Below are 26533 nucleotides of genomic sequence, written 5' to 3' on the forward strand. Positions count from 1 at the left end.
CCCCGGCGGCGTCGTGTCGCCGGACGACCTGTGGCGGCTGGTGGACGAGGGCCGCGACGCCGTGTCCGGGTTTCCCGCCGACCGCGGCTGGGACCTCGGCGCGCTGTTCGCCGACGACCCCGACCGGCCGGGCAGCAGCCACACCCGCGAGGGTGGCTTCCTGCACGACGCGGGCGAGTTCGACGCCGGGTTCTTCGGCATCTCGCCGCGCGAGGCGCTGGCGATGGACCCGCAGCAGCGGCTGCTCCTGGAGACCTCCTGGGAAGCCGTGGAGCGGGCGGGCATCGACCCGGCGTCGCTGCGCGGCAGCCGTACCGGCGTGTACGCGGGAGTCATGTACCACGACTACGGCACGGGCGCGGACCCGCTCCCCGAGGGTGTCGAGGGCCACCTGGGCCTCGGCACCGCCGGCAGTGTCGCCTCCGGTCGCATCGCGTACGTCCTGGGACTGGAGGGCCCGGCCGTCACGCTGGACACCGCGTGCTCGTCGTCGCTGGTGGCGCTGCACTCCGCCGTACGGGCGCTGCGCGCGGGGGAGTGCACGATGGCGCTGGCCGGCGGTGCGACCGTGCTGTCCACCCCGGCCGTCTTCGTCGACTTCTCCCGGCAGCGCGGTCTCGCCGCCGACGGCCGCTGCAAGCCCTACTCCGCCCAGGCCGACGGCGTCGGCTGGTCCGAAGGCGCGGGCATGCTGCTCGTCGAACGGCTGGCCGACGCCGAACGGCTCGGCCACCCGGTCCTCGCGGTGCTGCGCGGGTCCGCGGTGAACCAGGACGGCGCCAGCAGCGGCCTCACCACGCCCAACGGGCCCGCGCAGCAACGGGTCATCCGGCAGGCGCTGGCCGACGCCCGGCTCGACCCGGTCGACGTGGACTTCGTGGAGGGCCACGGGACCGGTACGGCCCTGGGCGACCCGATCGAGGCGCAGGCGCTGCTCGCGACCTACGGCCAGGACCGGGACGAGCCGCTGTGGCTCGGCTCGGTGAAGTCGAACATAGGCCACACCCAGGCCGCCGCCGGCGTCGCGGGGATCATCAAGGCCGTCATGGCCCTCCGCCACGGTGTGCTGCCCGGCACCCCGCACCTGTCCGAGCTGTCCCCGCAGGTCGACTGGGGCTCCGGCGCGGTCGAGCCGCTGCGCGGGGCTCGCCCGTGGCCCGAGGCCGGCAGGCCGCGCCGGGCGGCGGTGTCGTCGTTCGGCATCAGCGGCACCAACGCCCACATCGTCCTGGAACAGGCACTGGAACAGGTACCGGCCGCACCGGCCGCGCTGGTCTCGGCCCCTGCGCCGACCGCCCCCGCGTCGGCCGGTTCGGCTGCGCCCGCCGAGGACCGGACCGAACCCGTCGCGGTCCCGGTCGTGTTGTCGGGCGCGACGGAGCCCGCGCTGCGCGCGCAGGCCCGACGGCTGGCCGCGCACCTCGCGGACCACCCCGACCTGGCCCCGGTGGACGTGGCGTACAGCGCGGCCACCGGCCGTACCGCCCTGCCCAGCCGCGCGGTCGTCGTGGCCGACGATCGCGACGGGCTGCTCGAAGGGCTCAACGCGCTCGCCGAGCAGCGGTCCCGCCCGGACGTCGTCACCGGCACCGCCGGGGCGGGCGTCCGGCGGACCGCGTTCGTCTTCCCGGGACAGGGCGCCCAGTGGGCGGGCATGGCCGTGCCGTTGCTCGACTCGTCGCCCGCGTTCGCGGCCCGGTGGGCCGAGTGCGGCCGCGCGCTCGCGCCGTACACCGGCTGGTCGCTCGACGAGGCGGTCCGCTCACCGGAGGCCCTGGAGCGCGTCGACGTCGTACAGCCCGTGCTCTGGGCCGTCATGGTGAGCCTGGCCGAACTGTGGCGTGCGGCGGGCGTACGGCCCGATGCCGTCCTGGGCCACTCGCAGGGCGAGATCGCCGCCGCCTGCGTCGCGAACGCGCTGTCCCTGGAGGACGGCGCGAAGGTCGTCGCGCTGCGGGCGAAGGCCCTGCTGGCGCTCGCGGGCCGGGGCGGCATGCTGTCCGTACCGCTGCCGGAGGCCGAGGTGCGGGCCCGGCTCGCCCAGTGGCCCGGTCTGGGCGTGGCAGCCGTCAACGGCCCGTCGGCGGTGGTCGTCTCCGGCGCGGTGGCCGCTCTCGACGCGGCCCAGGCCGCCTGGGAGGCCGAGGACGTCCGGGTGCGCCGCGTACCCGTCGACTACGCCTCGCACTCGCCGCAGGTTGAGGAGATCCGCGAGCGACTCGCGGCCGACCTGGCGGGCATCACCCCGCGCCGCACCGATGTCGCCTTCCTCTCCACCCTCACCGGCGAACCCCTCGACACCACCGGGCTGGACGCCGACTACTGGTACCGCAACCTGCGCGAGCCGGTCCGCTTCGAGGAAGCCACCCGCCGGGCGATCAAGGACGGCTACCGCGTCTTCATCGAGTCCGGGCCGCACCCGGTGCTCACCGTCGGCGTGCAGCAGACGGCCGAGGTCCTGGACGTCCCCGTCGCCTCGGTGGCCACCCTCCGCCGTGACCAGGGCGACCTGGGCCGGTTCCGTACGGCGTTGGCCGAGGCCGCCGTGCTCGGCACGCCCGTCGACTGGGCGGCCGAACTGGCCCCGTACGCACCGCGCAGGGTCGACCTGCCGACGTACGCCTTCCAGCGCGAGCGGTTCTGGCTCACGCCGCAGCGCCGCGCCGCCGTGGCCGCGGCGGCGGGCGCCGACCCGTGGGAAGCCGGGTTCTGGGACGTCGTGGACCGCGTCGACGTCGAGGCGCTGTCCCGCGCGCTCGGCGTCGACACGGCCGAACCGCTCAGCGCCGTCGTGCCCGTGCTGTCCCAGTGGCACCGGGACCGGCACGAACGGTCGACCGTGGACACCTGGCGGTACGCGGTGGAGTGGGAGCGTCGCGCCGTCCCCGACGACGCGCGCCTGACCGGCCGGTGGCTCCTCGTCGTACCCGAGGGGCGCCCGGGCACGACGCCCGCCGACTGCGTCCGCGTGCTCGCCGCCCGGGGAGCCGACGTCACGACGCTGGCCCTCGCCGACGGCGACAGCGGACGCGACGTGCTCGCCGCCCGCCTCGCCGAGGTCCGCGGCGAGGCGGGCGGCGACACCGGCCTCGCCGACGTCCGCTTCGCCGGCGTGCTGTCCCTGCTCGCCCTCCACGACGAGCCGCACCCCGAACACCCCGCCCTGCCGGCGGGCCTGGCCCTGACGGTCGCGCTCGTGCAGGCCCTCGGCGACGCCGGCGTCGACGCCCCGCTGTGGTGCGTCACCAGGGGCGCGGTCGCGGCCGGCCCCGCCGAGCGCGTCACCGCGCCCGCGCAAGCCCAGACGTGGGGCCTGGGCCGCGTCGTCGCCCTGGAGCACCCCGACCGCTGGGGCGGTCTCGTCGACCTGCCCGCCGAGCTGGACGACCGCGCGGCCGGCCGGCTGGCCGCCGTCCTCGCGGGCGACGGCGGCGACGAGGACCAGGTGGCGCTGCGCGACACCGGCCTCTCGGTGCGCCGCCTGGTCCGCGCACCGCTCGGCGCCGCCCCTGCCCCTCGCCGGTGGCAGCCCACCGGCACCGTGCTGCTCACCGGCGGCACCGGTGCGCTCGGCCCGCACCTGGTGCGCTGGCTGGCCGCCCAGGGCGCCGAGCGCGTCGTGCTGCCCGGCCGGCGCGGCGCGGCCGCCCCGGTCGCGGCGGAACTGACCGCCGAACTCGCCGGATCCGGCACCGCCCTCGAGTTCCCGGCCTGCGACGTCGCCGATCGCGACCAACTCCGCGCACTGGTCACCCAACTGGCCCAGGCCGGTACTCCGGTACGCAGTGTCCTGCACGCCGCGACCGCGCTGGAGCTCCGGCCGCTGACCGACACCCCGGTGGGCGAGTTCGCCGACGAGGTGGCCGCCAAGGTGCTCGGCGCCCGTCACCTCGACGAGCTCTTCGGCGGCGCCGGGGCCGACCTCGACGCCTTCGTCCTCTTCTCGTCCATCGCGGGTGTGTGGGGCAGCGGTGAACACGCCCCCTACGCCGCCGCGAACGCCTACCTCGACGCGCTCGCCGAGGACCGCCGGGCCCGGGGCCTGACCGCGACGTCGGTCGCCTGGGGCATCTGGGCCGCCGTCAACGACTGGGACGGCATCCGCGAGGGCATCGACCCGGAGCGCGTACGCAGGCAGGGCCTGCCGTTCCTCGACCCCGACCTGGCCGTCGCGGGCCTGGGACAGGTGCTCGACCACGACGAGACCGCCGTCGCGCTCGCCGACGTGGACTGGGCCCGGTTCGTGCCGGTGTTCTGCTCGGCGCGGCGCAGGCCTCTCCTCGAGGGCGTACCGGAAGCCGCGGCCCTGCTGCGCGCCACCGCCGTCGACACCGGGACGACCTCGGCATTGCGCGAACGGCTGGCCGCGCTGCCCGAAGGGGAGCGCACACGGGCCGTGACCGAACTGGTCCGTGAGCACGCGGCTGTCGTCCTCGGCCACGCCTCACCGTCGGCGCTCCCCGCCGACCGGGCGTTCCGCGACGTCGGGTTCGACTCGATCACCGCCGTCGAACTGCGCAACAGGATCGGCGCGGCCACCGGTCTGACGCTGCCCGCGACCCTGGTCTTCGACCACCCGTCGCCCGCCGCGCTCGCCGAGCACCTGCTCGCCGAGGCGTTCAGAGCCGTCGCGACGTCCGCGCCCGTCGTCACCGCGCGGACGGACGATGACGACGACCCGATCGCCATCGTCGGCCTCAGCTGCCGGTACCCGGGCGGCGTCGAGTCGCCGGACGACCTGTGGCGCCTGGTCGTGGCGGACGGGGACGCGGTGGGCGACCTGCCCGACGACCGGGCTGGGACCTCGACGCGCTCTACGACCTCGACCCGGACGCCCGGGCCGCAGCTACGTGCGAGGCGGCGGCTTCCTGCCCGGTCTCGCGGACTTCGACGCGTCGTTCTTCGGGATCTCCCCGCTGGAGGCCCGCGCCACCGACCCGCAGCAGCGCCTCCTCCTCGAGGCGGCGTGGGAGGCGTTCGAGCACGCCGGCATCGACCCGGCGGGCCTGCGCGGCAGCCGTACGGGCGTCTTCGCGGGCGCCAACGTCGGTGACTACGCGTCCAGCCGGGGCCCTGGCGCCGGAGGCTCCGACGGGCAGCTCCTCACCGGCAACGTGCCGAGCGTCGTGTCCGGCCGGATCTCCTACACCCTCGGCCTGGAGGGGCCGGCCGTTACGGTCGACACGGCCTGTTCGTCGTCGCTGGTCGCACTCCACCTGGCCTGCCAGTCGGTGCGCCGGGGTGAGAGCGACCTGGCCCTGGCGGGCGGCGTCGCCGTGATGTCCAGCCCGGCCGCGCTGATCGGCTTCTCCGCCCAGCGCGGTCTGTCCGGCGACGGCCGCTGCAAGGCGTTCGCCGACGCGGCTGACGGCACCGGCCTGGCCGAGGGCGTCGGCTTCGTGCTGGTCGAGCGGCTGTCCCGGGCACGGGCCCGGGGTCATCGCGTGCTCGCCCTGGTCCGCGGCTCCGCCATCAACCAGGACGGCGCGTCCAACGGGCTGACCGCGCCCAGCGGCCCGGCCCAACAGCGCGTGATCACCGCAGCGTTGGGAGACGCCGGTCTGCGGCCGTCCGACGTGGACGCCGTGGAGGCGCACGGCACCGGCACCCGCCTCGGCGACCCGATCGAGGCACAGGCGCTGCTGGCCACGTACGGCCGCGACCGGACCGAGCCGCTGTGGCTCGGCTCGGTGAAGTCCAACATCGGTCACACCCAGGCGGCTTCGGGCGCCGCCGGCGTGATCAAGATGGTGCAGGCCGTCCGGCACGGACTGCTGCCGAGGACGCTGCACGTCGACGCGCCCACCGCACAGGTCGACTGGACGGTCGGCGCCGTCTCGCTGCTCACCGAGCCGTTGGAGTGGCCCACCGTGGACCGCCCACGCCGTGCGGGCATCTCGTCGTTCGGCCTGTCCGGCACGAACGCCCACGTGATCATCGAGCAGGCACCCGCCGAGCACGAGCCCGCCGAGCACGAGCCCGGTGAACACGCGCCCGTCGCCGACGCGCCGGAGCCCGGCGCCCAGCCGGATCCGGTCGTGGTGTGGCCGGTGCACGGTCGTACCGAGGCCGCCCTCCGCGCGCAGGCGGCGCGGCTGCGTGACCATGTGGCGGCCGTTCCCGACGCCCGCCCGGCGGACATCGGCTGGTCGCTGGCGGTCGGCCGTACCGCGTTCGACCACCGGGCAGTCGTGCTCGGCGCCGACAGGGCCGAACTGCTGAGCGGCCTCGACGCCGTCGCCGTCGCCGGCGCCACCGCCCGCCCGGCGGCGCAGGACGCCGCCGCGGGCGCCGACCGGGTCGCGTTCGTCTTCCCCGGCCACGGCGCCCAGTGGCCCGGCATGGCCAAGGGGCTCCTTCAGGAGTTCCCGGTGTTCCGGGAGAGCGTGCACGCGTGCGCGGAAGCGTTCGCCGAGTTCATCGAATGGGACCTGCTCGACGTGCTCCACGACGTCGAGGGCGCGCCGCCGTTGCACCGCGTGGACGTCGTGCAGCCCGCGCTGTTCACGATGATGGTGTCGCTGGCCGCGCTGTGGCGCGCACACGGCGTGCACCCGTCGGCGGTGGTCGGCCACAGCCAGGGCGAGATAGCCGCCGCGTACGTGGCGGGCGCACTGACCCTGCGTGACGCGGCCCGGATCGTCGCCACCCGGGGCAAGGCGTGGCTGACGCTGGCGGGCACCGGCGGCATGGCGGCCGTCGCGCTGCCCAAGGCGGAGGTGCTCCGGCGGCTGGAGCCGTGGGGGGCGAGTCTCGACATCGCGGCGGTCAACGACCCCCGCTCCGTCACCGTCGCAGGCGACCTCGACGCGCTGGAGGAACTGCTCACCGGCCTGGAGGGCGAGGGCGTACGGGTGCGTCGCGTCCGGCAGATCGTCGGCGCGGGCCACACGGCGCACGTGGACGTGCTGCGGGACCGTCTCGTCGAGGCGCTGGCGCCGACCGCCCCCCGTTCGTCGGCGATCCCGTTCTACTCCACGGTGACCGGCGGCCTGCTCGACACCGCGGGCCTCGACGCGCGCTACTGGTACGAGAACGCGCGCCGGACCGTGGAGTTCGAGCAGGCCGTGCGCGCCATGGCCGAGCAGGGCCACGGGCCGTTCCTCGAGGTCAGCGGGCATCCGATGTTCACCGTGGCCCTGCAGCAGACGCTGGAGGACGCGGGCAGCGGGGCCGCCGCGCTCGGCACCCTGCGCCGGGACGAGGGCGGCCGCGAGCAGTTCCTGCGCGCCGCCGCCGAGGCGCACACGGCGGGCGCCACCGTCGACTGGCGGCCCGTCTTCGCGGGCACCGGCGCCCGCACGGTCGAGCTGCCGACGTACGCGTTCCAGCGCGCCCGGCACTGGCTGGAGCCCTCGGTGGGCGCCGGCGACATGACGGCGGCGGGCCTGGCCCCGGCCGGGCACCCGCTCCTCGGCGCCGAGGTCGACCTCGCGGGCGGTGGGCTCGTCCTCACCGGCAGGCTCTCCGCCGCCGCCCAGCCGTGGCTGCCCGGCGAGGTGCCCGGGGCGGTGCTCGTCGACCTCGTCCTGGCCGCGGCCGACCGGGTCGGCAGCGCGGGCATCGGCGAACTGACCGCGTACGCGCCGCTCGCGCTCGCCGAGGGCGCCGTCACCGTGCAGGTGCGGGTCGGCGAGCCCGACGGCGACGGCACCCGGTCGGTCGGCGTGCACGGGCGGACCGACGGTGGGTGGGCGCGCCACGCCGAAGGCACGCTCGTGGCCCGCACCGCGCCCGGCGCCGCGCTCACCCCATGGCCGCCGGCGGGCGCCGAGCCCGTCGACGACCTCTACGCCGGCCTCGACGCGGCCGGCGTAAATCCCGCCCCGGCGTGGCGTGCCGTACGGACCGCGTGGCGTCGCGGCGACGACGTGTTCGCCGACGTGGCGCTCGACGCCGACGCCGCCGAACGGGCCGACGGCTTCGCCCTCCACCCCGTGCTGCTCGACGCCGCCCTGCACGCCGTCCTCGACACCGACCGGGTGCCCGCCGCGTGGTCGGGGGTACGCCTGCACGCGACCGGCGCACGGGCCGTGCGGGTACGCGGCGAGCGCACCGGCCCGGACACCATGGCCCTCACCCTGGCCGATCCCGCCGGCGACCCGGTGCTCACCGTCGACTCGGTCCGGTTCGGCGCCGTGACGGACCGCGCCGTCCCCGGGCGGATCGGTCGCGACGCCCTGTTCCGCGTGGACTGGGTCCCGGCGGCCGCGACCGACGCCGAGGCCAGGTCCGGCCGGTGGGCGGTGCTCGGGGCCGATCCGCTGGGCGCCGCCCAGGAGCTGCGCGGCCTCGGGCATCCCGTGGTCGGCGCGGCGGACCCGGCGGCCCTGCGCGAGGTACCCGACGCCGTCCTGGTCACCGCCGTGAGCGGTCAGGGCGACGTGCCCGCCGAGGTGCGCTCCGTCGCGCACGCCACGCTGGCGGTCGTCCAGGCATGGCTGGCCGACGACCGGTTCGCCGCCGTCCCGCTCGTCGTGCTCACGCGCGGTGCGGCGGCCGACCAGGCATCCGATCTCGCGGGCGCCGCCGCCTGGGGCCTGGTGCGGTCGGCCCAGTCGGAGCACCCCGACCGGTTCGTCCTGGTCGACACCGACGGCGAGCCCGAGTCGTGGCGGGCGCTCCCCGCCGCGCCGGCCGCCGGGGAACCCCAGCTCGCGCTGCGCGGCGGCGCGGCTCTGGTGCCGCGCCTCGCCCACCTCGCCGAAAGGGACGGCGTCGCGCCGTGGGACCCGGCCGGCACCGTCCTGGTCACCGGCGCGTCCGGCGACCTCGGCACGCTGGTCGCCCGCCATCTGGTGACCGAACACGGCGTCCGGCACCTCATGCTGGCCTCCCGGCGCGGCCCGGCCGCACCGGGCGCGGGCGAGCTGAGCGAGGAGCTCGTCACACTCGGCGCCCAGGTCACCCACGTGACGTGCGACGTCGCCGACCGCAAGGCGCTCGCGGAACTGCTCGCGGCGATCCCGGACGAGCACCCCCTGACTGCCGTCGTGCACAGCGCCTCGGTCCTCGACGACGGCGTCGTCGCCGCGCTCACCCCGGAGCGGGTGGACACGACGCTGCGCCCGAAGGCCGACGCGGCCTGGCATCTGCACGAGCTGACCCAGCACCTCGACCTGGCCGCGTTCGTGCTGTTCTCCTCGATGGCGGGCACACTCGGCGGCCTCGGCCAGGGCAACTACGCGGCAGGCAACGCCTTCCTCGACGCCCTGGCCCGGCACCGCCGGGCCCATGGCCTGACGGCGACGTCCGTGGCCTGGGGCTGGTGGGCCGAGCGGGCGGCCAAGAGCGGCCACGAGGTGGCCCCGGACGAGACCGCCGTCATCAACGGCATGGTGCCGCTGACCGAGGAGCGCGGTCTCGCGCTCTTCGACGCGGCGTGCCGGGGCGACGAACCCTTCGTCGCGGCGAGCGCGCTGAACCTGCGGTCGTTGCGGGCCGCAGCCGACGAGCTGCCTCCGATGCTGCGCGCGCTGTCGGGCGTACCAGCCCGCCGAGCCGCCGCGCAGGCGGCGGCCGCGCCCACCCTGACGCGTGATCTCACCGGCCGCCCGCGCGCGGAGCAGGAGGCGTTCCTGCTGGATCTGGTCCGTGCCGAGGCCGCGCTGGTGCTCAGCCACCCGAGCGGCGACGACGTCCAAGTCCACCACCGGTTCCTCGAGCAGGGATTCGACTCGCTGGCGGCGCTGAAGCTGCGGAACCGGATCGCCGCGGTCACCGGGCTGCGACTGCCGCCGACGCTGGTGTTCGACCACCCGACCCCGGCCGAGCTGGCCCGGCACCTGCTGGCCGAACTGGCACCGGCCGACGGAGAGGATCCGGCGGAGTTCGCCGACGAGGACGCCGCGACGGCCGTTCTGGTCCTGGAGGAGCTCGGCCGGCTCGACGAGGCCATCACCCGGCTGCCCGCCGACGGCCCCGAACGGGCACGGATCGCGGAGCTGTTGGACGGCCTCGTGGCGAGGTGGAACCGTTGATGATCAACGCGGCGGCCATCCTGATAGCGTCGACTTCAGGCGCGAAGCTGCTCGTCATACCGGCCAAAAACACGCAGACCTGGGGGAGTTGATGGAGACAGTCAGGGCATGGGTTCTGCCCGCCGGCCCGGAGGACCGCTCGAACGGGCCGGTGCGCGGTGAGTTGACCCTCGCACGCGTTCCGATCGCGTCGCCGGGCGAGCACGAGGTACTGGTCGAGCCCCTGGTGGGCTGTTGGGAGGCGAACATGGAGCACGCCCTCGCGCGCAGCCCCGTCGACATCGTCCGGCAGCGCGGCGAGGAGCAGATCACGGTCGGCACGTGCGGCGTGGTGCGCGTGCTGTCCGCCGGGTCCGCCGTGCGCGGGCTGCGCGAGGGCCAGGACTGCCTGTGGATCCCGTTCGGCCGGATCGACCGCAACGGCTACGCCGAGACCATCTCCGCCTACGACGCGCCCGGTTCGCCCGGTCTGCTCGCCGAGCGCATGGTCGTGCCCGCCGACCGGCTGGTGCCGCTGCCGGACGACGGCCGGTACCCCGTGGAGCGCTGGGCTCCGTTCGCGCGGTACTTCACCGCCTGGGACAACTGGCGGGTCACCAGCCGCTGCCTGCGCAGCCAGGTCGACGACGCCTGGGACGAGCAGCCGCTCGTCCTCGGCTGGGGCGGCGGGGTGGTCTACGCCGAGTTGGAACTGGCCCGGCGCGAGGGATTCCGTACGGCGATGGTGTCCGGCCGGGACAGCAGGCTCAAGGACATCGCCGCCTCGGGCGCGATCCCGGTCGACCGTCGGGAGTTCCCGGACCTGGACTACACCTGGGCGAAGGAGTCCGGTGAGCCCGACGCGATGGACCGCTACCGCGCCTCCGAGGCGCGGTTCCTGGAGATCGTCGGCGAGCTGTCCGGCGGCCTCGGCGTCTCGGTCTTCCTGGACAACCTCGGCGGCGGCCTCCACCGGGCCACGCTGAAGAGCCTGGCGCGCGAGGGCGTGGTGTCCACCGTGGGCTGGAAGACCGGGATGCGGCTGTGGAACCTGCGCGCCACCGAGTGCATCACCCGGCACATCCACGTCCATACGCACGCGTGGCGGTTCCAGGACGGCCCCCGCATCCGGGACGTGATGCAGGAGACCGGATGGCTGCCCGACATCGCCGACGGCCCGGTGACGCCGTTCGACCGAATACCCGAACTCGCCGAGGCCTACGGCCTCGACGGCCTCGACGGGTACTTCCCGCTGTTCTCCGTGGCCGGAAGGAACTGACCCGATGAGCGCCCGATCCTTCGACGTCGCGGTCGTCGGCATGGCCTGCGCCTTCCCCGGCGCGCCCGACCTCGCCCAGTACTGGGCGAACGTCGTCGCCGGCGTCGACTCGGTCACCGAGGTCGACGCGGAGCGCTGGCCGACCGAACGCCATTGGGCGGGCGCCGAGGCCCCGTCGGCGGAGCAGTCGCCGTCGAAGTGGGGCGGGTTCCTGCCGCCCCTGCCGTTCGACGCACTGAGCCACGGCGTGCCGCCGGCCTCGCTGGGCGCCATCGAGCCCGCCCAGCTGCTGGCCCTGGAGACCGCCACCCGGGCGCTCGCGGACGCCGGCTACGCCGACCGGCCCTTCGACCGGGAGACGACGTCCGTCGTCTTCGCCGCGGAGGCGGGCGCCGACCTCGCCTCCGCCTACGCGATGCGGTCGCTGCTGCCGCTGCACCTGGACGGATTACCCGCCGAGCTCGACGCGCGGCTGCCGCACCTGACCGAGGACTCGTTCCCCGGCACGCTGGCCAACGTGATCGCGGGCCGGGTGGCCAACCGCCTGGACCTCGGCGGACCGAACTACACGGTGGACGCAGCGTGCGCGTCGTCGCTGGCCGCGCTGGACCAGGCCTGCAAGGAACTCCTCGCGGGCACCAGCGACATGGTCCTGTGCGGGGCCGTCGACACGCACAACGGCCTGCACGACTACCTGATGTTCGGCTCGGTGAAGGCGCTCTCGCCGACGGGGCGGTGCCGTCCCTTCGACGCGTCCGCCGACGGCATCGTGCTCGCCGAGGGCGTGGCCTGCCTCGTCCTGAAGCGGCTGGAGGACGCCGAGCGGGACGGCGACCGCGTCTACGCCGTGATCAAGGGCGTCGGCGCGGCCAGCGACGGGCGCGGGCTCGGCCTGACCGCACCCCGCCCCGAGGGCCAGCGGCGCGCGCTGGAGCGTGCCTACGCCACCGCCGGAGTCTCGCCGCGCGAGGTCGGCCTCGTGGAGGCGCACGGCACCGGCACGGTACTGGGCGACCGGACCGAGCTGGAGACGCTGACCGGCGTGTTCAATGAGGCGGGCGCCGAACCCGGCGCGTGCTCGCTGGGTTCGGTGAAGTCGCTCATCGGCCACGCCAAGTGCGCGGCGGGCATGGCCGGACTGATCAAGGCGGTGCTCGCCGTGCACACCGGCGTACGACCGCCGACGCCGCACCTGAAGGACCCCAACACGGCCTGGTCCGCCGAGACCAGCCCCTTCGCCTTCGACACCGCAGCCCGTCCGTGGACCGACACCGAACGGGTCGCCGGGGTCAGCGCGTTCGGGTTCGGCGGCGTCAACTACCACGCGGTCCTCGCCGCCTCCGAGCCGCGCTCGAACGCCCCCGCGCCCGCCGGTTCGAAAGCCCGGCTGCTGTTGTTCCGGGGCACCGAGGACGAGGTACGAACCGCCCTGGGCGCGCTCGCCGACCGGTGGGCCGACGGCACCGCGCTGCGCGACCTGGCCGGTGTCACCGGGACCGGCCCGACCCGGGTCGCGATCGTCGCCGAGGACACGGCCGGGCTGCGCGAACAGATCGACCTGGCGCTGCGCCTCCAGGACGCGCCCGAGCGCGGCGTCCACGTGGGCGACGGCACCCGCAGGCCCGTCGCGCTGCTCGTCCCCGGACAGGGCAGCCAGCGGCCGGGGATGCTCGCCGACCTCTTCCTGGCTTTCCCCCGCCTGCACCGCTTCCTGCGCGCCGACCCGGCTCTGGCCGACGCCGTGTTCCCGCCCGGCGTCTTCGACGGCGACGTCCCGAGCCTGGTGGACACCCGCCTCGCGCAACCCGCCCTCGGCATCGGCGGCCTGGCCGCGCTCGACCTGCTGCGCGCCTGCGGTGTCGAGGCCGACCTGCTGGGCGGCCACAGCTACGGCGAGCTCGTCGCCCTCGCCGCCGCCGGCGTGCTTCCCGAGAGTGCCGTGCTGCCCCTGAGCGGCGCCCGCGCCGAGGCCATGCACGCCGCCGCCGGTACGGACGCGGGCGCGATGGCCGCCGTCGCCGCGCCCGCCGACGCCGTCGCCGCGCTGCTCGCCGAACACGGCCTGGCCGAGGACGTGGTCCTCGCCAACCACAACGCGCCGGATCAGGTGGTGCTCGCCGGATCCGGCGCCGGGATCGACGCCGCCGTCACCGCGCTGCGCACCGCCGGGCGCACGGCCAAGCGGCTCCCGGTCGCCGCCGCGTTCCACAGCCCCCGGATGGCGCCCGCCGCCGAGGCGTTCGCCGAGGTGCTGGCGGCCCAGGAGTTCCACGCGCCCGAGGTGCCCGTGTGGTCCGGGGCCACCGCGGAGCCGTACCCGGCCGAACCGGCCGCCGCACGGGCGCTGCTGGCCGGCGCCCTCGCGAAACCCGTCCGGTTCGCCGAACAGATCGAGCGGATGTACGCCGCCGGGGCCCGCGTCTTCGTCGAGGCGGGGCCCGGCACCGTGCTGACCCGCCTGGTCGGCGCCGTCCTCGGTGACCGCCCGCACACGGCCCTGTCCGTGGAGGCACCCGGCCGCCCCGGCCTGCCTCACCTGCTCGGCACCCTCGCCGCCCTCGCCGTACGCGGGGTACCGGTACGGCCGGACGAGCTGACCGGGGACCGTACGACGGCACCGGAACCGGCGGTTTCCGCGCGGTGGACGGTGGACGGCCACCTGGTCCGTACGGCGGACGGCGAGCCGGTCCCGGGCGGCCTGCGGCCCGTCGAACCGCCTGTGGCGCTCACCGCCACGGGCGGGGAACGCGACGAGAGCGTCATCGAGTTCCTGCGCGGCACCCAGCGCATCGTCGCCGCTCAGCAGGAGGTCATGCTCCGCTACCTCGGCGGCGAGGCCTCCGCCGGCACGTCCGCCCCTGACCCCGCACCGGTGAAGCCGCCCGCCGAGTCCGTACCCGCATCCGCCGCGGCATCCGCTCCCGATTCCGCTGCCGCGCCGACGGTGCGGGAACTGATCGCGCGGCGCACCGGGTATCCGGCCGACATGCTCGACCCGGACCTGGACCTGGAGGCCGCGCTCGGCGTCGACTCGCTCAAGCGCACCGAGATAGCCGCCACCCTCCTCGGCGGCACCCCGCACGCCGAGTCCGTGGGCGCCCTCGCCGACCTGCGCACCATCCGGGAGATGACCGACTGGCTGGCCGCCCGCACCGACAGCGGTACGCGTCGCCACGTGGTCGAGCTGGTGCCCGCGCCGCACGTCGCGGGGGAGTGGCGGGTCGAACGCGCGGCGATCAGCGGAGGCGGCGAGGTCGCCGCCGAACTGGCCCTGCTGCTCAAGGAGCGCGGTACCGAGGTCGTGGACGACCCCGCAGACTGCGACACGTTCCTGCTGCTCGACGCGCTCGGAGGCGGCGACCCCGTCCTGCCCGGCCGCTTCGCCGCCCTGCGGGCGGCCGTCCTGGCGGGCGTACGCACCCTGTTACTGGCCACGTGCCATGACGGAGGTCCAGCCGGCGCGGGCCTGCACGGCTTCGCCCGTGCCGTCTCCCGCGAGCACCCCGGCCTGGCCGTGGTCGCCGTCGATCTGCCCGATGGGCAGCCGCCCTCCGTGGCGGCGCGGACGCTGGCGGACGAACTCGGCGCGCTTCGGCCGTCCGTCGGTCACCTCGACGGGCACCGCGCGCTGTGGCGCACGACCCCCGCCGCGCTGCCCGCTGCGCCGGCCGGCGGTGTCACCGCAGCGGACCTCGGGCTCGACAGCGAAAGCGTCGTCCTGCTCACGGGCGGCGCCCGCGGCATCACCGCCCGCCTCGCGGCCGCCCTGGCCGAACGCACCGGCTGCCACATCGAGTTGGTCAGCCGCAGCGAGCCGGCCGCCGACGCCGCCCTGGACGAGGCCGCTCTGCGGGCCCGGCTGATCACCGAGGGCGGACGCACCCCGGCCGAGATCGAGCGTGAGGTGCGCGCGTACGCCGCGTCCCGCGAAGTCCGGCTCTGCCTCGACGCCCTCGCCGGGACAGCCGCGTCGGTGCGCCACCACCGCGCGGACGTACGTGATCCGGAGCGGCTCCGTGCCGTCCTCGACGACGTGTACAACCGGCACGGACGCCTCGACACCGTCGTGCACGCGGCGGGCGTCGTCCACGACCAGCTGCTGCGCGACAAGTCCCCGGAGTCTTTCGCCGAGGTCTTCGAGACCAAGGTCGCGGGCGCCCGCGCACTGGCGGCGCACCTGCGCCCCGGGCTGCGTCACCTGGTGCTGTTCGGCAGCATCGCGGGCGTCCTCGGCAACCGGGGCCAGAGCGACTACGCCGCCGCCAACGACGCCCTCGACACCTTGGCCCGCCAGTGGTCCGGCCGGGTCGCCGACCGGGTGCTCGCCCTGGACTGGGGCCCGTGGGCCGCGGACGCGGGCGGCATGGTCACCCCCGAGCTGGAGCGTGCGTATGTACGCGGCGGCATCGGCCTGATCGACCCGGACGAGGGCGTGGCGGCGTTCCTGCGCGAGCTGGCGTTCGGCCGCGACCTCCAGGTGCTGCACGCCGTCGGCGACCTCGCCGCTTTCGGGGGCGGCCTTGACTGACGTGCTCCTCGCCGCCGGGCGCACGCCCGCCGAGCTGCTCGACGCGCTGCGCTCGCGCCGCCCCGCCGGCGCCGGGCACTGCCGGGTCGCCGTGTTCGACCCCACGCCCGAGCGCCTGGAACAAGCCGCCCTGCTCGTCGCACGCGGTGAGCCCTGGCGCGGCGGCAACGACCTGTGGTTCACCCCGGGCCCCGGGCTCGCGGGCGGTGTCGTGTTCCTCTTCCCCGGCCTGGACGCCCGCACCGGTCCGGCCCCCGACGACGTCAGAGGCTGGTTGGGCCTGCCCGCCGAACCAGGGACCGGCGACGACACCCTCGGCGCTCGCACCCAGGCGGCGCTGCGGTTGAACCGGGCCCTCGACACCGCGCTGCGCCGCGTCGGGATCGCCCCCGACGCCGTGGCGGGCCACAGCGCGGGAGAGTGGAGCGCCCTGTTCGCCGCGGGCACGTTCCCCGCGTCGGCCTTCGAGGCGCTGGCCCGCGACATGGGCGCCTCGCCGGTGCCGGACGTCGTCTTCGCCGCCGTCGGCCTGCCCGCCGAAGCGGCCGCCCGGCTGGCCGAGGGCGAGGCCCGCGTCGTGCTCTCCCACGACAACGCGCCCGACCAGAGCGTGCTCTGCGGAGACGAGGACGCCGTGGCCCGCTGCCTGGACCGGATCGCCGACCCCGCAGTGCCGCGCCGGACGCTGCCGTTCCGGTCGGGGTTCCACACGCCGATGCTGGCCCCGTACCTGCCCGGCTTCGCCGCCGTGTTCGACCGGATACCGCTGGAGCGGCCCGCGGTACGCGTCTGGTCCGCGACCACGGTCCGCCCTTACCCGGACGACGAGGTGCCGTTACGGGCGCTGCTGCAACGGCACCTGCTCGAACCCGTCCTCTTCCGCTCGGTGGTGGAGCGCCTCTACGACGACGGCGCCCGCGTGTTCGTCCAGGTCGGCTGTGGAAGCCTCCCCCGCTTCGTCGCGGCCACGCTCGCCGACCGCCCCCACGCGGTGGTCAGCGCCGGGTCCACGACCCGGCCGCAACTCGACCAGCTGCGCTGGGCCGCCGCCGCGCTCTGGGCGGAGGGCCGCGCCCCCGACCTGGGCGCGCTCGGCCTGGCCCCGCCCGGCGGCGACACCGTGGCCGCCGCCTACGAGGCGGCCATGGCCACCGTCAGTGCGTCCATCGACGAGGTCTACCGGAACTGGAAGGGGCAGGGGTGAGCGAGCAGCGGCGAGCAGTCGTGACGGGTGCGGCCAGCGGGATCGGCGCGGCCGTCGCCGGGCGGCTCCTGCGGGCGGGCTGGGCGGTCACCGGCTGGGACCGCACGTCCGGCACCGACTCCGGCATCGACTGGCACACGGTGGACGTCCGCGACGCCGAGGCAGTGCACGCCGCCGCCGAGGCGGTGCCCGAGGCCGACCTGCTCGTCAACAGCGCGGGCGTGGGCACCATCGCGCCGTCGGCCGAGCTGCGGCCGAAGACCTGGGAGCGCGTCCTCGGAGTCAACCTCAGCGGCACGTTCTACTGCTCCCAGGCCCTGTTCCCCGCGCTGGCCGCGCGCGGCGGACTCGTGGTGAACGTCGCCTCCGTCATGGCGCACCGCGCCGTCCCGGGCCGCGCCGCCTACTGCGCCTCGAAGGCAGGCGTCGTGATGCTCACCGAAGTGCTCGGCGTGGAGTGGGCCGAACACGGGGTGCGCGTCCTGGCCGTCAGCCCCGCCTATGTGCGTACGCCGCTGGTGGAGAAGGGCTTCGAGAACGGCAACCTCGACGAGGCCGCCATCGCCGCCCGCACCCCGCTGGGCAGGCTCGCCACGCCCGACGAGGTCGCCGACCTCGTCCTCGGCCTCACCGGCGACCGATTCGCGTACATGACCGCCTCCACCCTGCGTTTCGACGGCGGCTGGGTCGCCGACGGCGTGTTCCCCCGCTGAGCCGCCCACGATGAAGGAGTACCGACCATGCCTCCCGCCGACTTCGGGATCCTCGGCCTCGCGCACGCCCTCGGCGACCCGAGGGACGTCACCGCCACCGCGGCCGACCACGTCGACGACCCCGACCGGGTGCTGCTCTGGGGCTACCGCACCTACCACCGGTCGCCCGAGGGCACCCGGCCCACCGAGCTCGCCGCCCGCGCCGCGACGAAGGCGCTCGCCAAGGCGGGCGTCGACCCGAGGGACCTCGATCTCGTCGTGGTCGCGGACAGCAGCGTCCCCGACTACCTGCTGTGGGACGCCTCCACGGCGCTCGCGCGCGAGATCGGCGCCACCGCGTCGCCCACGCTGCTGCTCACCCAGGGCTGCGCGTCCGGCGTCACCGCCTTCCAGCACATCGCCGGCGTGTTCGCGATCCGAGACGACGTCGACACCGTGCTGCTCGTCGCTGTGAACCAGGCGAGCGAGGCGCACACCAACCGCATGCGCAGCAACACGCTGCTCTCGAGTGACGGCGCCGCGGCAGCCGTGCTGCGCAGAGGCCACGGCAGGGGGCGGTGGCTGGCCACCGAGCAGATCACCGACCCGACGTACAACGACTTCTACCGTGTCGAGTACGGCGGCGCCGCCGCGCCCTTCGCGCCCGAGGGCACCGGCAACCTCGACGTCGACCCGCTCGCGCTCGTGTACCGGCACTTCCGCCGTGAGCCCGAGGACCTGGCGCGGTTCGTCCGTACCCTCAACAGCCGGGTACGCACGGTCTACGAGCGCGCCTGCGACCACGCGGGCGTGGACACCGGCCAAGTGGCGAAGTTCCTGTTCCTCAACGACAACCAGGACAGCCTCGCCGACATCGCCAAGGCCGTCGGCATACCGCTGGAGCGCACCAACGCCGTGCTCGGCGCCGACCTCGGCCACTGCGGCGGTGCCGACCAGCTGATCTGCCTCGACACCTATCTGGAGCGCGGTGAGCTCGCCGAGGGCGACGTGGTCGCCCTCGCCGGCATCTCCATCGGCATGCACTGGTACTGCACGCTGCTCGCCGTCTGACCCCGTGACCCGGCAACCGACACCAAAAGAGGAAAGCGCTATGGCGGAACTGACCATCCAGGACCTGATCGACGTGTTCAACCGCAGCATCGGCGACCAGGACCCGGTCGAGCCGGAAGGCGACCCGTCGGACCTGACGTTCGCCGCGCTCGGCTTCGACTCGCTGACCACGCTCAACGCCGTGCGGCGCATCGAGCGCAAGCACGGCATCGATCTCGGAGAGAACGTGGTCAGCGAGGCGAGGACCCCCCGCCGACTGCTCGACCGCGTCAACACCGCCCTCACCGGCGTCTGAGGAGGAACGGCGATGTGCGGGATAACCGGATGGGTGGCGCACGGCGAGGACCTCGCCCGGCACCGCCCGGTCGTGCAGGCGATGACCGACACCATGGGCTGCCGCGGCCCCGACGCGGAGGGGGTCTGGATCGACGGGCCGGCCGCGTTGGGCCACCGCAGGCTCTCCATCATCGACCCTGTGGGCGGCACGCAGCCCATGGTCGCCGAGCGCGAAGGCCGAACGCTGGCCGTGCTGACGTTCTGCGGTGAGATCTACAACCACCAGGAGCTCCGCCAGGAACTGGCGGCGCTGGGGCACGAGTTCCGCACCCGCAGCGACACCGAGGTCGTGCTCACCGCCTACCTGCAGTGGGGTGCGGGCTTCGCCGCCCGGCTCAACGGCATGTTCGCCATCGGGCTGTGGGACGCGGCCACCCGCGAACTGCTGTTGGTGCGCGACCCGATCGGGGTCAAGCCGCTGTACTACGCGCGCACGCCGAACGGTGTGCTGTTCGGCTCGGAGCCCAAGGCCGTGCTGGCCAACCGCGCCGTGCCGCGCCGTGTCGACGCCCAGGGCCTCGCCGAGATCCTCGACATGGTCAAAACCCCGGAGATCACCCCGTTCTCCGGCCTCTTCGAGGTCCGGCCCGGCCACACAGTGCGGGTGACCGAGGGCGGCGTGACCAAGACGTCGTACTGGCAGCTCACCGCTCGCGAGCACACCGACGACCTCGACACCACGATCGGCACCGTCCGCGGCCTGCTGGAGGACATAGTGTCCCGCCAGCTCATCGCGGACGTCCCGGTCGCCACGCTGCTCTCCGGCGGCCTGGACTCGTCGGCGATCACCGCGCTGGCCCATCGCGCGCTCACCGCCGAGGGCCGTGGCCCGTTGAGGTCGTACTCGGTCGACTTCGAGGGCGCGGCCGACCGGTTCGAGCCCGACGCGGTGCGCGGCACGGCCGACGCGCCGTACGTGCGCGACTTCGTCGCCCAGGTGGGCACCGACCACCGTGAGGTGCTCCTCGACAGCGCGGAGCTGGCCGACCCGGCCGTACGGGCGGCGATCCTCCGCGCCACCGACCTGCCGCCCGCGTACTGGGGCGACCTGTGGCCGTCGCTGTACCTGTTGTGCCGGGAGATACGACAGCGGGCGACCGTGGTCCTGTCCGGCGAGTCCGCCGACGAGTTGTTCGGCGGCTACCGGTGGTATCAGCGGGAGGAAGCGGTCAACGCGCCGACGTTCCCATGGCTCACCCCGGGCTCGGCGCGCATATTCGGCGGCAGCTCGCTGATCGACCAGGGCCTGCTGGAGAAGTTGGACCTCGCGGGCTACCGCCAGGACCGCTACGCCGACGCCGTCGCCGAGGTGCCGGTGCTGCCCGGCGAGAATGCCGTCGACCGGCGGATGCGCGAGGTCACCTACCTCAACATCACCCGGTTCATGCAGGCTGTGCTCGACCGCAAGGACCGGATGAGCATGGCCGTCGGCCTGGAGGTACGCGTCCCGTTCTGCGACCACCGCCTGATGGACTACGTGTTCAACGTGCCGTGGGCGATGAAGTCCTTCGACGGCAGGGAGAAGAGCCTGCTGCGCGCCGCCACCCGCGACGTGCTGCCGAACTCCATCCTGGAGCGCACCAAGACGCCGTTTCCGGCCACCCAGGACACCCGGTACGAGCAGGCCCTCCGCGCCGAGCTGCGCGAGGTGCTGGCTGACCCGGACTCCCCGGTGCGGCCCCTGCTGAACACCACCAGGGTCACTCGGGTCCTGAACCGCGAACTGGAGGAAGTCAGCCTTCCGCACGATCGCGGCGGCCTGGAGATGGTTCTGTGGCTCAACCGATGGCTGACCTCCTATGACGTGACCGTGGACGTCTGAGCCACCTTGCGTGCCGACCGGCCTCAGGTCGGTCGGCACGCCCGGTCCGGAAGCGGGACACCGTCCCGCCCTCCGCACCGTTCGATCCGACTGTACGTTTTACATAAGGGGAATTGATGGCGAGCCGATCCAGCGCGGAACACAAGCTATGGATGCGGAACTTCCATCCGTCGTCGCCCGGCGCACCGCGCCTTGTCTGTCTGCCGCACGCGGGGGGCTCCGCGAGCTTCTACTTCCCCGTATCGGCAGCGCTGGCGCCCGAGGTGGAAGTCCTCGCGGTGCAGTATCCCGGCCGCCAGGACCGGCGACTGGATCCTCCTGCTGAGTCAGTCGAGGCCCTCGCGGACGAGCTGTTCAGTGTGCTGGACCCCCAGGACGACACCCCCCTCGCCTTGTTCGGGCACAGCATGGGCGCCGTGGTCGGCTTCGAGCTGGCCCGCCGTCTGGAAGCCGCCGGACGCCCGCTCGCCGTGTTCTTCGCTTCCGGACGCAGGGGCCCGTCCCGGGTGCGCAGCGAATCCGTCCACCGGCGCGACGACGCGGGTCTGTTGGAGGAGATCAAGAAACTCAACGGCACCGACCTCGCTCTGCTGGACGACGAGGAGATGCTGCAAATGATCATGCCGGCGCTCCGCGCCGACTACCGGCTCGTGGAGACCTATCAGCGTGGCCCGGGGCCGCGGTTGAGCTGCCCGGTCGTCGCGATGACCGGTGACGCCGATCCCAGGGTGACGATCGACGAAGCGCGGAGCTGGGCAGAGGAGACCAGCGGCGCGTTCGAGCTCCTGGTGCACCCGGGCGGCCACTTCTACCTGGCGCCGCGGCAGCGTGCCGTCAACGCCCAGATCGCGGAGTACCTGCACAGGGTCGCTCCGCGCACGGAAGCCCAGGCGTGAGACCTATGGACGACCCACGGCCCGGCCGACCGCTCGCGCCGAGTGACCCGCTGCCGCGCCCGGTGCTTCCGGAACGGCCGCGCGGATCCGCAGCTCGGCTCATGTGAGGAGAACACGTGAAGGACATCGTCAGTGCGATCCTCTCGGGGGAAGCGACCGCTGATGACATTCGCACCCTGCCGATCCCCGAAAGCTATCGGGCGACGGTCGTCCGCAAGGACGAGGCCGAGATCTTCGAGGGTATGCATTCCGCGGACAAGGACCCGCGCAAATCCCTCCACCTGGACGAGGTGCCGGTTCCCGAGCTGGGACCCGGCGAAGCACTCGTCGCGGTGATGGCCAGTTCGATCAACTACAACACCGTGTGGAGCTCGATCTTCGAACCGCTGCCCACCTTCGGCTTCCTGGAGCGCTACGGAAAACAGCAGCCGCAGGGCCGGCGCCACGACCTGCCATATCACGTCCTCGGCTCGGATCTCGCGGGCGTGGTGTTGCGCACCGGCCCGGGCGTGAACGCGTGGCAGCCGGGCGATGAGGTCGTCGCGCACTGTCTGTCGGTCGAGCTGGAGTCGTCGGACGGGCACAACGACACGATGCTCGACCCTCAGCAGCGCATCTGGGGCTTCGAGACCAACTTCGGCGGGCTCGCCGAGATCGCGCTGGTCAAGTCCAACCAGCTGATGCCCAAGCCCAGGCACCTGGCCTGGGAGGAGGCCGCCTCCTTGGGCCTGGTCAACTCCACTGCCTACCGCCAGTTGGTCTCCCGCAACGGCGCCGGCATGAAGCAGGGCGACAACGTGCTGATCTGGGGCGCGAGCGGTGGCCTGGGATCGTACGCGACCCAACTCGCGCTGGCCGGCGGCGCCGTCCCGGTGTGCGTGGTCTCCAGTTCGGAGAAGGCCGAGATCTGCCGTGCCATGGGGGCCGAGGCGGTTATCGACCGCAACGTCGAGGGTTACCGGTTCTGGAAGGACGAGCACACCCAGGACCCGCGGGAGTGGAAGCGCTTCGGTAAACGGATTCGCGATCTGACCGGCGGCGAGGACGTGGACATCGTCTTCGAGCACCCGGGCCGCGAGACCTTCGGGGCCAGCGTCTATGTCGCCCGGAAGGGCGGCACCATCGTGACCTGCGCCTCCACATCGGGCTACACCCATGAATACGACAACCGGTACCTGTGGATGTCGCTCAAGCGGATAGTCGGCTCACACTTCGCCAACTACCGTGAAGCCTGGGAGGCCAACCGCCTTGTCATGAAGGGCAGGATCCATCCCACACTCTCCAGGACCTACTCCCTGGAGGAGACCGGACAAGCGGCCTATGACGTCCATGGAAACCTGCACCAGGGCAAGGTCGGAGTGCTCTGCCTCGCCCCCCGGGAGGGCCTGGGAGTACGCGACGAGGAACTGCGCACACAGCACCTCGACGCCATCAACCGATTCCGTAAGCCCGCCGAGAGGCTGAGTCTGAGCGAAGGCCCCGCCGCCCAGCCGCGGACCGTGTGCGCAGGGGCCTGACGCCCGAAGGGTTGCGGCACCCGAACCGTGCGCCACCTCGCAACGACATTCGCCTGGGTGTGGTTCGTCTCCGGGAACGTTTCCGGAGACGAACCACACCCACATCTGCTCACCGACTTCTGCACGGTGGATCCAGGCTCGGGCGGGTGCGGCCGCCGTCACGGCGGAGACGCTCAGCGATCCCTTCGCAAGGCCTGGACGAGCCAGGTGTACACGGGGATCAGGCCCGGTACCACCTGCCAGTCGTTGACGATCCACACCAGCCGCCAGTACTCGTCCACCCGGGGGTCACAGGCCACTTCGAACTGCTGGGCCATCCAGTCCCGGAATTCCGCGTCAGGGGCGCGTGTGAACGCCGCGGCGAATCGCTGCACGAGGTCGTCGACGACGGGCGTGGCCTCGTCGCTGAGCGGGTCCAGGCCACACTCCCTGACCTCGGCGAGCTTCTGACGGGTGAACTCCATCAGTTCGTCGCCGGCTTCGGTCTCGATGCCGAGCGTGTGCTGGTTGGCCTGGTAGCCGGCCGTCCGGCGCATACGGGTCCGGAAGTCCTCGTCACCGAGCAGCTCGGCGAGCTCCAGCCAGGCGGCGACCTGGTCGGTGGACGGATCCTCCGGAAGATCGGGAGTGGCAGCGCGAACCATGGCCACCGCACTCGGGTCGGCGCTCTCCGTGCCGAAGGTGCCATCGATGAAATCGTCGATCAGACGGCGGCGCTCCTCGTGGGACAATCGAGTGAGCTTGTGCATGAGCTTGGTCTCCTTGGGGCTGGATCCGAATCTGGCCGCAGCTCGCAGGACACTCCGGCGCAGTGTCAACATGTGGATCTGGACGTCCACGGCATCGGCATGCGCCGAGGCGACTTCCGCCATCGAGACTTCGCGGTTCAGCACCCGTTGGACCGTGGGGAGGTCGATCCCCAACTCACGTAGCGTGCGGACGAGTTCCAGGCGAAGCAGTGCGTCGAGGTCGTACAGCCGGTATCCGGCGGGAGTGCGACTGGTCGGCGCGACCACCTTCGCATCGGAGTAGAACCGGATCGTCCTTACCGACAAACCGGTGCGCCGGGAGAGTTCCCCGATCGAGTAGAGAGTCGCGCCGTCCATGTCTCCTACCCTGATGTCTCCAGTCACTGGAGAGTCAAGGCTACTTCGAACCGTTTGGACCGAGCCCGCCGATCACCCGGTTGTCCGGAGGACCGATGTGCATCGCCGCCGGTCGCGGATCGCCGTGCGGACGGGAGCGGTCGGACGGCGGTGACCGGTTCCTCGCCGAGGATGCGGGAACGCGTGCGTGCGGCCGCCTACCGCGGTTCCTGGATCAGGGCGAAGCGGGCGCCCTCCGGGTCGGCGACGACCGCCACGCGCCCGTGCGTGCTGTCCTGGGCAGGCGTGAGGACACGTCCGCCGAGTTCGACCACGCGGACCATCGCCGCGTCCGTGTCGCCCACCTCGAAGTACGTCGTCCAGTGCGGTCCCTGGTCCCGGGGCAGAGCGGCGCCCACACCGTGCAGGCCGGCCACCGGGTGGCCGCCGACGTGCAGGGTCACGTAGTCGTGGTCGGGGGACTCCACGGCCTCCTCGGCGTAGCCGAAGACCGTCTCGTAGAACTTGCGGACGCCCGCCGTCTCATAGGTCGTCAGATCGTTCCAGACGGGGGTTCCGGGCACGCCGGAGACGGTGGCTCCCACGTGGCCCGCGGCCTGCCAGACGCCGAACACCGCGCCGGACGGGTCGGAGCCGATCGCCAGCCGCCCGGCGTCGGAGGCGTCCAGGGGGCCCACCCCGATCGTCCCGCCGCACAGCCGTACCGTTTCCGCGGTGCTGTCCACGTCGTCGGAGGCGAAGTAGGGCGTCCACGCGACGGGCAGATGGCGGTCCGGGGGGAGTTGGCCGATTCCGGCGACCTCCTCACCGTCGAGCAGCGCGCGCACATAGGGCCCGAGCTGTTCCGGGCCGGGCTGGAAGTCCCAGCCGAAGAGCTGCCCGTAGAACTCCTGCGTGGCCGTCAACCCGTGCGCCATGAGACTCACCCAGCAGGGTGTCCCGGGCGCGTACCGCGCGTGTGTCGCGCCGATCGTGCCGGCCGGCCCGCCTGCCTCGGTCATCGTCTCCCTCTCCTCGGCCACTCGGGGTGTCGTGTCGCTGCCGCGCTCGGAGGATCCCTGGTGGGGGTGTTCCAGGGTTCACGCGCGGTTGTCGCCGTATGTCGGTCGCCTGTACGGCATGTGCTCGATCCCGCACGCCTCGTGATCGAGGCTGTCCGGCCGAGCAGAGTAGCCGGACCCGGGCGGCGGGGCCACCCCGTACGCGAGGATGGTGGCCATGAACGCCATCATCACCGCATCGGAACTGGCCGGCGACCTGGCGGGGGAGAACCCGCCCGTCGTCCTCGACGTCCGCTGGCAGCTCAGTACGGCGAGGGCGGCCGGCGAGCCGCCCTTCGACGGCCGCGCCGCCTACGAGTCCGGGCATGTGCCGGGCGCGGTCTACGTCGACCTGGACCGCGATCTCGCGGGCGCCGCGGGAGCGGCCGGCCGCCACCCGCTGCCCGGCCTGGGGGAGTTCGGCGCGGCGATGCGCCGTGCGGGCGTCTTCGCCGGCCGGCCGGTGGTGGTGTACGACGGCGGGCAGGGCTGGGCGGCGGCCCGCGCGTGGTGGCTGCTGCGCTGGACGGGTCACCCGGACGTGCGGGTCCTGGACGGCGGTTTGCCGTCGTGGCAGGGGGAGCTCTCGGTGGACGTCCCCGCGCGCGTGGAGGGCGATTTCGCGCCGGTCCCGGGCGCCACGGGCCTCCTCGACGCCGGCGGGGCCGCGGCCCTGGCCCGCTCCGGAGTGCTGTTCGACGCCCGCGCGGGGGAGCGGTACCGGGGCGAGGTCGAGCCGATCGACCGCGTCGGCGGGCACATCCCGGGCGCCGTCTCCGCGCCGACGAACGACAACGTGGGCCCGGACGGCCGGTTCCTGCCTCCGGAGGACCTGAGGGACCGCTTCAAGGCGCTGGGGGCGTCCGACGGCGCCGAGGTCGGCGTCTACTGCGGCTCGGGCGTCTCCGGCGCGCACGAGGTGCTCGCCCTGGCCGTCGCCGGCATCCCCGCGGCTCTGTACGTCGGCTCCTGGTCGGAGTGGTCCTCGGATCCGTCCCGGCCGGTCGCCGTGGGCCCGGACCCCCAGTGATCCCACCGGGCGGGCAGCACAGGAGGGCCGCACCGAACGGGTGCGGCCCTCCT

13 protein-coding genes and 2 pseudogenes are annotated in these 26533 nt (G+C 73.9%); 12 read left to right on the forward strand and 3 right to left on the reverse strand.

Annotated elements, in window-relative coordinates:
• Nucleotides 1-13: 13 nt before the first annotated feature.
• The 11 genes and pseudogenes from QA802_RS41710 to ccrA all read left to right on the forward strand — a co-directional run.
• Nucleotides 14-7352: pseudogene (locus QA802_RS41710) on the forward strand (type I polyketide synthase); the annotation flags it as partial.
• Nucleotides 7353-7415: 63 nt separating this feature from the next.
• Nucleotides 7416-9980, forward strand: a pseudogene (locus QA802_RS41715) (type I polyketide synthase); the annotation flags it as partial.
• A gap of 91 nt (nt 9981-10071) precedes the next feature.
• The gene (locus QA802_RS31420) at nt 10072-11238 is read left to right on the forward strand and encodes a zinc-binding alcohol dehydrogenase family protein (RefSeq protein ID WP_334529703.1); all 1167 of its coding nucleotides are present in this window, start codon (nt 10072-10074) and stop codon (nt 11236-11238) included.
• A 4-nt stretch (nt 11239-11242) separates the two neighbouring features.
• On the forward strand, nt 11243-15766 hold the full coding sequence (locus QA802_RS31425) for a type I polyketide synthase (RefSeq protein ID WP_334529706.1): 4524 nt from the start codon (nt 11243-11245) through the stop codon (nt 15764-15766).
• A gap of 1 nt (nt 15767) precedes the next feature.
• Entirely contained in the window at nt 15768-16970 is a 1203-nt protein-coding gene (locus QA802_RS31430; RefSeq protein WP_334534998.1) for an ACP S-malonyltransferase, read from the forward strand.
• Nucleotides 16967-17683, forward strand: a complete 717-nt coding sequence (locus QA802_RS31435) for an SDR family NAD(P)-dependent oxidoreductase (RefSeq protein WP_334529709.1) — start codon at nt 16967-16969, stop codon at nt 17681-17683. Before QA802_RS31430 ends, QA802_RS31435 begins: the two co-directional genes overlap by 4 nt.
• A gap of 27 nt (nt 17684-17710) precedes the next feature.
• Nucleotides 17711-18733: a 3-oxoacyl-ACP synthase III family protein gene (locus QA802_RS31440; RefSeq protein ID WP_334529712.1), complete on the forward strand. Its 1023-nt coding sequence runs from the start codon at nt 17711-17713 to the stop codon at nt 18731-18733.
• A gap of 40 nt (nt 18734-18773) precedes the next feature.
• Nucleotides 18774-19028 carry an acyl carrier protein gene (locus QA802_RS31445; RefSeq protein WP_334529715.1) on the forward strand — a complete coding sequence of 85 codons (255 nt, stop codon included), beginning with the start codon at nt 18774-18776 and terminating at the stop codon, nt 19026-19028.
• A gap of 12 nt (nt 19029-19040) precedes the next feature.
• Nucleotides 19041-20891, forward strand: coding sequence for an asparagine synthase (glutamine-hydrolyzing) (gene asnB / locus QA802_RS31450; RefSeq protein ID WP_334529718.1), 1851 nt, complete (start codon nt 19041-19043; stop codon nt 20889-20891).
• 116 nt (nt 20892-21007) lie between these two features.
• Nucleotides 21008-21787: a thioesterase II family protein gene (locus QA802_RS31455; protein ID WP_443042200.1), complete on the forward strand. Its 780-nt coding sequence runs from the start codon at nt 21008-21010 to the stop codon at nt 21785-21787.
• Nucleotides 21788-21903: 116 nt separating this feature from the next.
• Nucleotides 21904-23304: a crotonyl-CoA carboxylase/reductase gene (gene ccrA / locus QA802_RS31460; RefSeq protein ID WP_443042201.1), complete on the forward strand. Its 1401-nt coding sequence runs from the start codon at nt 21904-21906 to the stop codon at nt 23302-23304.
• 173 nt (nt 23305-23477) lie between these two features.
• On the opposite strand, the gene QA802_RS31465 is transcribed toward ccrA, so the two are convergent.
• The 3 genes from QA802_RS31465 to QA802_RS31475 all read right to left on the reverse strand — a co-directional run bounded on the left by QA802_RS31465 (nt 23478) and on the right by QA802_RS31475 (nt 25630).
• The gene (locus QA802_RS31465) at nt 23478-24410 is read right to left on the reverse strand and encodes a helix-turn-helix domain-containing protein (protein WP_334529724.1); all 933 of its coding nucleotides are present in this window, start codon (nt 24408-24410) and stop codon (nt 23478-23480) included.
• Between the two features lie 197 nt (nt 24411-24607).
• Entirely contained in the window at nt 24608-25411 is an 804-nt protein-coding gene (locus QA802_RS31470; protein WP_334529727.1) for a VOC family protein, read from the reverse strand.
• A gap of 78 nt (nt 25412-25489) precedes the next feature.
• On the reverse strand, nt 25490-25630 hold the full coding sequence (locus QA802_RS31475; protein WP_334529730.1) for a hypothetical protein: 141 nt from the start codon (nt 25628-25630) through the stop codon (nt 25490-25492).
• Here QA802_RS31475 and QA802_RS31480 point away from each other — a divergent pair.
• Nucleotides 25629-26480 carry a sulfurtransferase gene (locus QA802_RS31480; protein ID WP_334529733.1) on the forward strand — a complete coding sequence of 284 codons (852 nt, stop codon included), beginning with the start codon at nt 25629-25631 and terminating at the stop codon, nt 26478-26480. The two genes, QA802_RS31475 and QA802_RS31480, sit on opposite strands and share 2 nt — an antisense overlap.
• Nucleotides 26481-26533 lie beyond the last annotated feature (53 nt).

It is taken from the genome of Streptomyces sp. B21-105, assembly GCF_036898465.1.
GTDB lineage: Bacteria > Actinomycetota > Actinomycetes > Streptomycetales > Streptomycetaceae > Streptomyces.